This is a genomic window from Streptomyces sp. NPDC000941 (assembly GCF_053599555.1).
The window spans coordinates 1-9,783 of the sequence record NZ_JBSFMM010000322.1; the positions used below are offsets into that span (position 1 = coordinate 1).

Genomic DNA, 9,783 nt, shown 5'->3' on the forward strand with positions numbered 1-9,783 from the left:
GCGAGCGTTTCGGCTCGCGCACGACCCGGCAATCATTCACATCCACGCTGTCGAGCCGTCAGGGCGTACCGGCACCTTCCTTTTCCAGCCGACCCAGTCGTCGGTCTTGAGCGCGGCCTCGTCGATCTCGACGCCCCAGCCGGGGCGGTCCGGGCGCAGCTCGAGGTATCCATCGACGGGGAGGTAGGGGTCGGGGCACCACGACACGTCGTCGGGCTTGTACTCGAGGATGTCGAAGTTGGTCGTCGCGGCCGCGAAGTGCACGTTCGCCGCGGTGGCGAGCGGACCGAGCGGGTTGTGCGGGGCGACCGGGACGTAGTGTGCGTCGGCGACGGTGGCTATCTTGACCATTTGGGTGAGGCCCCCGACGACGCAGATGTCCGGTTGCACGATGTCGGCTCCGCCCGCGCTGAGCAGCGCCAGGAACTCATGGGGGGTGTAGAGACACTCCCCGGTCGCCAGTGGCACGGCGATTTCGGACCGGATCCTTCCCCAGGCGGGGATGTGCTCGGGCCGCACGGGCTCCTCGAGGAAGAGCGGCTGGTTGGGGGCGAGCGCGGCGCCGATGTCGACCGCCTGCCGTGGTTCCCACAGACACGCGTGCGCGTCGAACGCGAAGTCCCACTCCGCGGGGTGGCTGTTGCGGACCTCGCCGAAGTACTCGCCCAGCTCGCGGACGACGAGTCCGAACCGGGTCCGGTGCGGCTCCGTCCGGTAGGGGCTCAGCTTGAACGCCGTGAAGCCGAATTGATCGTGCAACGCCGCGGTGGTGTCGGCCAGTTCCTCGACGTCCGGCGCGGAGTACAGGCCGGCGTAGACACGCACCCGGTCGCGTACGGCGCCGCCGAGCAGCTGGTAGACCGGCACACCCAGGGCCTTGGCCGCGATGTCCCACAGCGCGTGGTCGATGGCGGCGATGGCGGCAAGGCCCAGCGCCCCTTGAGGGAAGCGGCTGGACTGCAGGAGGAACTGGTTGACGCGGCTCGGGGACCGGGCGTCCATGCCCTTGATCTGGTCGAACAGGTAGTCGAGCAGGGGCGGATAGGCCAGGTCCGGGCCATGGTTGTACACCTCCGACCACCCGTCGATGCCGTCCTCCGTGCTGATCTTGACCAGCACCCGGGGGCGGTCGCCCACCCGCTGCCGGAATGTCTCCAGCGATTCGATCCTCATACCGCACGCCCCCCGGCCGCCTCGGCTACTCCGGCCGCCTCGGGCACTGCGGAGCGCCACGGCGCCATGGACTCGGTGACCTCGCGGGCGAGTGCTTCCGACAGCGGGTGGCTGGGCGGACGGACGTCGCGTCGGCACAGACCAAGCTGGTGCATGGCCTCCTTCACCACCGACACATTGTTGGCCGAGGCATCGCGGGCCCGCAGCTCTTCGAAGTGGCGGATCCGTACCCAGACCCGTCCGGCGGCACCGTAGTCACCCTGCCGGAGCGCCGTGAGCAGTTCCAGGGACACGGCCGGAGCGAGGTTGACCAGGCCGGAAGTGAAGGCCCGTGCCCCCGCCTGCCAGTAGGACGGGGCGTACGACTCCGCCAGGCCGGCGATCCACAGCAGTCCCTCCGCCGCCTGGGCCTTGGTGGTGGCGAACACCACCGGATCGGGAGCGGAGTACTTCAGCCCGACCACGTTCGGCGCCCGTTCCACCAGGCGGGTGATGTGGGCGCCGGTGATGGCGCGATGGGTGAGGTAGGGCAACACCCCGATATCGGGTACCGCTGCCGCGACCCTCGCGTTGTACTCGACCCAGCCGTCCGCCGCCAGGTAGGGCAGGACGGGCTGATGAATCATGATGGCGTCCGCTCCCGAGTCGCGGGCGAAGCGTGCGTCGGCGATGGCCGAATCCAGGTCGAACCCCACTCCGGCGATGATGGTCGTGGCGCTCCCGCGGGCCGAGAGGACGCAGGTCAGAACCTGTCGGCGTTCGTCGGAGGAGAGGGCGTAGAACTCACCGGTGTTGCCGTTGGGCGTCAGCGCGGTCACGCCGTTGCGGATCAGGCGTTCCGTCAGCGCTGCGGTCAGATCCTGGTCGACCGCACCGTCCTCGTCGTACGGAACGACGGGGATGCCCACCACGGTGGAGAGTCGGTCGACCAGGCGGGCGACATTCAGCGAGGCGTTCACGAGGTGGTCCTTTCGCGGTCTTCTGCAGGCTCCACAGGAAGGTCATCCTGAAGGGCGACGGGCTTGACACGCACCCAGAACAGATAGATCGCCGCGCTGATCAGGCAGCTTGCCGCCGCGCCGAGCAAGGGACCCACATAGGACCCGTTGCTCGAGGCCAGGAAGAGCCCGATGGCGATGGGGCTGAGCAGGTTGCCCACCTGGGAGCCGAAGTTCTGGAAGCCGGCCACCGCGCCAACGCACTCCGAGGAGGGCGCCACTTCCGCGGGCAGGCTCAGGATCGCGGCGCCCGCGAACGAGTGCGCGGCGCTGCTGACGGTGAGCACGACCATCAACATCAGGTTGCTCTCGATGAACGGGGCGAAGCCGATGCAGGCGCTCAGGCCGAGCCCGGAGACGATCGGAACTTTCCGGGCCAGGTTCGGAGAGCGTCCGGACGCCAGCATCCGGTCGGACACGATGCCGCCGAGCACGGTGGAGCCGATCGCGATGAGGGACGGGATCCAGCCCACCATGCCGAAATCCGCCTCGGAGAATCCGCGATCGTCGAGCAGATAGCTGGGGTACCAGGTGAGGAAGAACGCTCCGGCGAGCGAGCGGAACACATAGCCGACCGTCAGTGCCCACACCTGAGGGTCGCTCAGCAGCTCCCGCCACGGCACATCGGCATCGCCCGATTTCCCGGCGGCCGTGGCAGCCTGATCGGACCGAATGTGTGCCAGTTCGGCCGCGGAAACGCGGGGATGCTCTTCGGGGTCGCGGTAGACGGCAGCCCAGCCCACCAGCCACAGCAGCCCGGCGACACCGATCACGACGAATGCCAGGCGCCAGCCGCCGAAAAGCGTCAGTGCCGTCACCACGGGGATCGACAGGGTCGTGCCGATCTGCTGGCCCATGTCGAACAGGCTTGATGCGAAGGCCCGTTCCCTGCGCGGAAACCACCGCGAGACGACCTTGATGTTCGCGGGCTGCACCGGTGCCTCACCGATACCCAGGCCGAGGCGGAACACAATGACCGAACCGATGCCCTGTGCGAAGGCCATCAGCGCCGTCCAGATCGACCACCAGCCGACCGCGATGGGATAGATGACCCTCGGGCCGAAACGGTCGAGCAGCCACCCGGAGGGGATCTGGAACAGCGCGTACGTCCAGAAGAACGCCGACAGCAAGACGCCCTGCATGGCAGAGCTGATGTGGAACTCCTTCGACATATGCGGCATCGCCACGCTCAGTGCGGCGCGATCGAGATAGGCGATGGTGAGGCCGAGCGCCGAGAAACCGACGATCGTCCAGCGCATGCTGCTGCGCTGCCGAGAAGGTGATCTCCCGGTTTTGGACAAGGGCGCGCTGAAAAGGGGCACCATAGCTCCCGGAGTTGGGTAGGCTCCCCAGATAGGGAGCATTGGAACTCTCTGTCGCGGCCCGGGATCTTGGCGGTGAACGGGCCGCATCTCTCTTTCTCAGTGAATGAGCGGCGTCAGTGAATGAGCGGCTGCTTCTGCTTTCTGATCGTACGCACCCGAGGCGGCCCATAAACGGACAAACGGATCACAGGTTCCCAATCTCCGCAAAGTTGGCCTCGTATATGACGTACGATGTGCGACGCGATGAAGGTAGGAGTGTCCCAAGAGATTCGTCAACGCTTTTGACAAAATTCCGTCCTTGACGGACCGTCGGACGGAGCAAGACGGGGTTCGCGGTGCCGTACGGATACTGACCTGCGTGTTCTACTCTGGGTGCGACTACTCGCCCCGTGGCCGCTCGCGCAGGGTCGGCGCTGTCTGCGGTGCCGACTCGAGACGCACGTTCTCCGGCTGGGCGAGGTACTTGACGAGCCGTGGCGGCCGGTAGCCGGGGTCCCCGTCGTAGCGCTCCTTCGCAGTCGTGGCCAGGTACTCGCATCCTCCGTCGGTGCGTCCGTCCTTGCCCGTGGCTTCGCCGATGGGCCGATGCGCGCGCTTGGCCAGGCGGTAAAGCCCCGTCCGGGAGGCGTGCGGCTGGGCCATCGGATCGGGCGCGACCCTGAAGTCGACGCTCTCGCCCGGCGCTATCCGGCTGGGACCCTCGGGGCTGATGACGCCGGGCTGGAACTCCAGGCCGTATTCCCGGGCCCGGTCGACCATCCACAGCAAGGTGATGTCGGACAGGGAGGTCTCGGTGTACCCGCCGCCGATGTCGCAGTGCACCCCGGTGAACCACACCTGTTTCAACTTCTGCCCGTCAACCCCGGGTTCCTGGTGCCACAGCGTGGGCTCGAACGCCGATCGCTGCTCGTCGATGGCCAGCGCGTGAAAAGCGCCGTCGACCCGGGTACTGAGCTTGGTGTCGTGGAATTCCCAGCGGTGGTTCAGCCGCCTTATGACGGGCTTGAGCCAGCGCGGTCCGAGCGCCGGGACGCCGAGCGCGCCGACGGTGTCCCACACCCCGATGAAGCGGATCCGCGGGTCGTGCGAGTACGCCCGGCGGAACAGGCTGGCCGCGACACCGCTCGGCCGGTCGGCCGAGCTGCGGTACAGGGCCCACGCCTCGCCGATCCGGTGGGAGTTCTCCCGGCGCAGGATGCCGCAGTTGCGGACCATACCGGCGGTGCTGCGGGCGGTGAACGCACCCCTGCTGAAGCCGAAGAAGTACACGAAGTCGCCGGGCTCGTAGTTGTCGACGAGGAAACGATAGGCATCCAACACATTGCCGGACAGCCCGGCGCCGAACGCGCCGCCCCGCAGACGGTCCCAGCGGCTGGTGCCCACGCCGCGGTGGTAGTAGACGCACTGTCGGTTCCCAGCCGTGTCCTCGGGGGCAAGCGCCAGGGCGAGTTTGGTGACGTTGGTCGGGCAGGGTTGCCGGCCCTCGACCTGATCGGCCGTGTTCCACGTGCCGTCGCAGCACACGATGAGACGTTTGGGCATGACAGCCCTCCTCCTGTTTCGTCGGAGGACCTGAGGCAACAGTTACCGCCCTGCCCTCACGGGGCTGAAGTCGGGATATTCGATTCCGGCCATCCGAATCACCAAGTCTAAGGTCGCGCCCACGGGTTCGTGTCGGCAGGCGCGCCCCACCCGCGGCTGGACGGAACCAGCGCCGTATCCGCCCAAAACCAGCTACGGAAATGCCGCTTCGCGACAACCAGCCATCTTCCGCAGCCTGTTCGCCTCCGACATCCTGGAGGTCCGCCCCCAGGCCGGGCCGACCGACGCCTACCGGTCGCCCTGATGAGCGATTCGCCGACCGCTACGTCCCCCGGCAACGAGACACGCCGCTCCCTCTCAGAACGGGCGCTGCCAATGGGTGTTCGCAAAACCGATACCGCTTGCTCCACCGGATCGAGAGAGGTGCCGAACATGAGACATTCCCTGCGGCTCGGCGTCACTGCCGCCACCCTTGCCGCCCTCGCGGCGCTTTCCGCCTGCGGAGGCGGCGCCTCTTCGTCCTCCAACAGCGCCTCAGGCGCCCAGGCCTCGCTCGACCTCGCCGTCGCCTCGGCCGTGATCGCACCCAAGGAAGAGGTCGCCACCTATGCGGTGGGCGACGCCGAGGGCTACTTGTCCGAGGAGAAGCTCAAGGTCGACGTGATCAACACCGACGGCTCGGTGGCCGCGATCCAGGCCGTCGCCTCGGGCAGTGCCGACATCACGGCGGCCGACGCGGGAGCCATCCTGGCCGCGCGGGAGAAGGGCATCCCGGTCAAGGCCATCGGCGGCCTGGTGCAGAACTGGCCGTGGCGCATGGCGGTCCGGCCGGACAGCGAGATCAAGACCCCTGCCGACCTCAAGGGCAAGGAGATCGGCGTCATCAGCCTCGCCTCCGGCTCGGCCATCTACGCCCGTGCGTACGCGGGCGACGCCGGTCTGGACGCGGCCAAGGACATCGACCTGCTGCCGGTCGGCGTGGGCGCGCAGGCCCTGTCCGCCCTGGAGGGAGGCAAGGTCGACGCGCTCGCGCTGTACACGCAGGCGTACACCACGATCGAGAACACCGGAACCGAGCTTCGCTACCTGGACAACTCCGACACCTTCGAGGGGATTCGCTCGCTGACCTTCGCGGTGACCGAGAAGACCTTGAAGGAGAAGAAGGACGTGCTGACGCGCTACCTGCGCGCCATGTACCAGGCGCTGCTCTTCTCCGCCGTCAACTCCGAGGCTGCCATGCGTGACGGCTACCAGGCCTTCCCGCAACTGCTGACCGGCAAGAAGGCCGACGACCGTATCGCCGACGACAGCAGGACGCTCAACGCGTGGATCAAGACCGCGATCCCCGCCACCGGTGAGCGCGAGAGCTTCAAGAACTGGGGCGCGATCAGCGACGCGGAGTGGAACAAGACGATCGCCTATACCAAGACGTCCGGTCAGATCACCAAGGACGTCGATCTCTCGGAGTTGTGGGACGACAGCCTGCTGAGCGGCGCGAACGACTTCGACTCCGCGGCTGTGATCGAGAAGGCGAAGGCTGCCAAGTAGCGACCGGCGCGCCACCAGCAGGAAGGTAGGGAGACCGTTATGGCCATGAGGACTCCGGGTCGCCGTCGACGCCGCCTGAACGCGCTTTCTCCGCCCGACGTGGACGAAGGCCGCTGGATCGAAGTCGACGGACTGCACAAGATCTACCGGCCGCGCAGATCGGAGCCGACCCACGCGCTCTCGGACATCGCCTTCACCGTCCGGCGCGGTGAGTTCATCTCGGTCGTCGGCCCCTCGGGCTGCGGCAAGACCACGATGCTGAAGATCCTCGCCGGGCTCCTTCCCAGGAGCGAGGGGGCGGTCCGTGTCGCGGGCCGCGACGTAGCGGGGCCGCTTCCCGAGGTGGGCATGGTCTTCCAGGCGGCCACCCTGCTGCCATGGCGCACCATTCTGCAGAACGTGATGGTGCCCGTGGAGGTACGGAGGCTCGACGCGCGTGTGTACCGGGAGCGGGCCGAGCGGTTGCTCGTGATGGTCGGCCTCGACGGCTATGAGGGCAAGTACCCCCATGAGCTGAGCGGCGGGATGCAGCAGCGCGCCGGGATCTGCCGGGCTCTGGTGCATGACCCGGCCGTGTTGCTGATGGACGAGCCCTTCGGCGCGCTCGACGCCATGACCCGTGAGTACATGAACGTCGAGCTGCTGCGGATCTGGCGGGAGAGCGGCCAGACCATCGTGTGCGTCACCCACTCCATCCCCGAGGCGGTCTTCCTCTCCGACCGGGTGGTGGTCCTCAGCCCCCGCCCCGGCCGTATCGCCGAGATCGTGGACATCGAGCTGGAACGCCCGCGTGCGCTCGGCGCCATGGCCTCGGACCGGGCCGGGGTGTATGTCGAGCGGATCCGCAAGCACTTCAACGCCATCGGAGTGATCGACTCATGAGGCCCCGCGTGGACCTGAGGGAGCGGCCCGAACTGCTGCTCGTGCCTGCCGTCTTCGTGATCGTCCTGCTGGCGTGGGAGTTCGCGGTCCCCGCCTTCGGGGTCGACGACTACCTGCTGCCGCGCCCCTCCCAGGTCTTCGACGCCCTGCGGACACAGCTGGCCGACCCGTTGTTCTGGCGACATCTGAAGGTCACGGTGCTGGAGTCGCTGTACGGCTTCCTCCTCGCTGCGGGCGCGGCGCTGGTGCTGGGCACAGCGATCTCGCAGATACGGCTGATCGAGCGCACCTTCATGCCGTACATCGTCGCCTTCCAGACGGTGCCCAAGGCGGCCCTCGCGCCGCTGTTCGTCGTGTGGTTCGGCTTCGGCATGACGAGCAAGGTCGTCATGGCGGCGGTCATCGCGTTCTTCCCGATGCTGGTCAACGTGGTCGAGGGGCTGCGCTCGGCCGATGCCGACCGGGTCCAGATGCTCACGGTGTTCGGCGCCGGCAGGTTCGAGGTCTTCACGATGGTGCGACTGCCGAGCGCACTCCCCTTCATCTTCGCCGGTCTCGAGATCGGGATCGTCTTCTCGATCCTCGGCGCTGTCGTCGGCGAGTTCATCGGGGCGAAGGAGGGCCTGGGATACCTGCTGCTGCAGACCAACTACAACTTCGACATCGCCGGGATGTTCGCCGTGCTGGTAGTGCTCTCCGTACTGGGACTGATCGCCCACTTCATCATCCGCCTCGCCCAGAGACGCTTCGTCTTCTGGTCGCAGGAGAGCCGGGTGATCGGGGCATGAGCGCGGTGACCGAGTACGACCTGGTGGTGAAGAACGCCCGCGTCGTCACCCACGACCACGACGACGCCCGGCCCGCGGACATTGCCGTCAGCCGCGGGCGGATCGCCGCCGTGGCCCCCGGCATCGCCGTGTCAGGGGCCCGTCGGGTGGTCGACGCCGGCGGCAAGCTGGCGTTCCCCGGCGTCGTCGACGCCCACCAGCACTGGGGGATCTACAACCCGCCGGCCGAGGACGCGGCCAGCGAGAGCCGAGCGAGCGCGCAGGGAGGGGTCACCAGCGCCCTGACCTACCTCCGGACCGGCCAGTATTACCTCAACAGGGGCGGCGCGTACGCCGACTTCTTCCCCGAGGTGCTGGGCGCCGTCGCCGGCCGCGCCCATGTCGACTACGGCTTTCACCTGGCCCCGATCTCGCGGGCGCACATCGACGAGATCCCCGACCTGATCGAGCGGTTCGGCGTCACCTCGTTCAAGGTCTTCATGTTCTACGGCAGCCATGGCCTGCACGGCAGGTCCGCCGATCAGAACGCGTTCCTGATGATCCCCGAGGACGAGCGGTACGACTACGCGCACTTCGAGTTCGTCATGCGCGGGGTGCAGGCCGCACGCGAGCGATTCCCCGACCTCGCCGAACAGATCTCGCTGTCCCTGCACTGCGAGACCGCGGAGATCATGACCGCGTACACCAAGCTGGTCGAGGAGGCGGGCGAGCTGACCGGGCTCGCCGCCTACAGCGCCTCCCGGCCGCAGCACTCCGAGGGGCTCGCGGTCTCCATCGCCGCCTATCTGGCTCACGAGACCGGGCTGCCGACGATCAACCTGCTGCACCTGTCCTCCCGCAAGGCGGTCGACGCGGCCGTGCGGATGAGCCGGGCCTTCCCGCACATCGACTTCCGCCGCGAGGTCACCATCGGGCACCTGCTCGCCGACATCACCACCGCACACGGCCTCGGCGGCAAGGTCAACCCGCCGCTGCGGCCCCGGGAGGACGTCGAGGCGCTGTGGGAGTACGTGCTCGACGGCACCGTCGACTGGGTCGTCAGCGACCACGCCTGCTGCCGCGAGGAGCTGAAGTTCGGCGAGCCCAAGGACGATGTCTTCCTCGCAAAGGCGGGATTCGGCGGAACCGAGTACCTCCTCCCCGGCCTGATCGCCGAGGGGACGAAGCGCGGCCTGTCCCTGGGCCGGATCGCCGCGCTGACCTCCTGGAACCCGGCCCGGCGCTACGGGCTGGGCACCAAGGGCACCATCGCACCCGGCTTCGACGCCGACATCGCCCTGGTCGACCCGGACCGCACCTGGACCGTGCGCGCAGCGGAGTCGGAGTCGACGCAGGAATACACCCCGTTCGAGGGGATCGAGCTGACCGCCCAGGTCACCGACACCTTCCTGAGGGGCAACCACATCCTGCGGGCGGGCCGGATCGTCGGCGAGCCCGTCGGCGTCTACCTGCACCGCCCGACGGGCGCCGCCTGACCCGCGACGTCTGCCCGGCGGCGCCGCGTGCCGCGGTGGCCGGGGCACGGCC

At 68.0% G+C, this 9,783-nt stretch carries 8 protein-coding genes; 4 read left to right on the top strand and 4 right to left on the bottom strand.

All coding sequences use genetic code 11. The features are described 5' to 3' along the window. Positions 1 to 36: 36 nt before the first annotated feature. From ACWDSL_RS49350 to ACWDSL_RS49365, 4 genes are all read right to left on the bottom strand, one after another. The gene (locus ACWDSL_RS49350; protein ID WP_450495808.1) at positions 37 to 1,173 is read right to left on the bottom strand and encodes a mandelate racemase/muconate lactonizing enzyme family protein; all 1,137 of its coding nucleotides are present in this window, start codon (positions 1,171 to 1,173) and stop codon (positions 37 to 39) included. Continuing rightward, the gene (locus ACWDSL_RS49355; RefSeq protein ID WP_450495810.1) at positions 1,170 to 2,132 is read right to left on the bottom strand and encodes a dihydrodipicolinate synthase family protein; all 963 of its coding nucleotides are present in this window, start codon (positions 2,130 to 2,132) and stop codon (positions 1,170 to 1,172) included. Before ACWDSL_RS49355 ends, ACWDSL_RS49350 begins: the two co-directional genes overlap by 4 nt. Next, on the bottom strand, positions 2,129 to 3,430 hold the full coding sequence (locus ACWDSL_RS49360; protein WP_450495812.1) for an MFS transporter: 1,302 nt from the start codon (positions 3,428 to 3,430) through the stop codon (positions 2,129 to 2,131). Before ACWDSL_RS49360 ends, ACWDSL_RS49355 begins: the two co-directional genes overlap by 4 nt. Before the next feature lie 444 nt (positions 3,431 to 3,874). Beyond that, the gene (locus ACWDSL_RS49365) at positions 3,875 to 5,038 is read right to left on the bottom strand and encodes a DUF2235 domain-containing protein (RefSeq protein WP_450495814.1); all 1,164 of its coding nucleotides are present in this window, start codon (positions 5,036 to 5,038) and stop codon (positions 3,875 to 3,877) included. Between the two features lie 432 nt (positions 5,039 to 5,470). On the opposite strand from ACWDSL_RS49365, the gene ACWDSL_RS49370 reads away from it, so the two are divergent. The 4 genes from ACWDSL_RS49370 to ACWDSL_RS49385 are packed head-to-tail and all read left to right on the top strand — an operon-like array spanning position 5,471 to position 9,731. Then, positions 5,471 to 6,586, top strand: coding sequence for an ABC transporter substrate-binding protein (locus ACWDSL_RS49370; RefSeq protein WP_450495816.1), 1,116 nt, complete (start codon positions 5,471 to 5,473; stop codon positions 6,584 to 6,586). Between the two features lie 45 nt (positions 6,587 to 6,631). Then, the gene (locus tag ACWDSL_RS49375; RefSeq protein ID WP_450495818.1) at positions 6,632 to 7,468 is read left to right on the top strand and encodes an ABC transporter ATP-binding protein; all 837 of its coding nucleotides are present in this window, start codon (positions 6,632 to 6,634) and stop codon (positions 7,466 to 7,468) included. Positions 7,469 to 7,476: 8 nt separating this feature from the next. Next, positions 7,477 to 8,256: an ABC transporter permease gene (locus ACWDSL_RS49380; protein ID WP_450495819.1), complete on the top strand. Its 780-nt coding sequence runs from the start codon at positions 7,477 to 7,479 to the stop codon at positions 8,254 to 8,256. A 5-nt stretch (positions 8,257 to 8,261) separates the two neighbouring features. Then, positions 8,262 to 9,731, top strand: a complete 1,470-nt coding sequence (locus ACWDSL_RS49385; RefSeq protein WP_450495821.1) for a dihydroorotase — start codon at positions 8,262 to 8,264, stop codon at positions 9,729 to 9,731. The last annotated feature ends 52 nt before the right edge of the window (positions 9,732 to 9,783 follow it).

Bases quoted from the DNA above. Each gene is read 5' to 3' on its own strand.
- ACWDSL_RS49350 (WP_450495808.1), bottom strand. From the start codon at position 1,173: ATGAGGATCGAATCGCTGGAGACATTCCGGCAGCGGGTGGGCGACCGC.
- ACWDSL_RS49360 (WP_450495812.1), bottom strand. From the start codon at position 3,430: ATGCGCTGGACGATCGTCGGTTTCTCGGCGCTCGGCCTCACCATCGCC.
- ACWDSL_RS49365 (WP_450495814.1), bottom strand. From the start codon at position 5,038: ATGCCCAAACGTCTCATCGTGTGCTGCGACGGCACGTGGAACACGGCC.
- ACWDSL_RS49370 (WP_450495816.1), top strand. From the start codon at position 5,471: ATGAGACATTCCCTGCGGCTCGGCGTCACTGCCGCCACCCTTGCCGCC.
- ACWDSL_RS49375 (WP_450495818.1), top strand. From the start codon at position 6,632: ATGAGGACTCCGGGTCGCCGTCGACGCCGCCTGAACGCGCTTTCTCCG.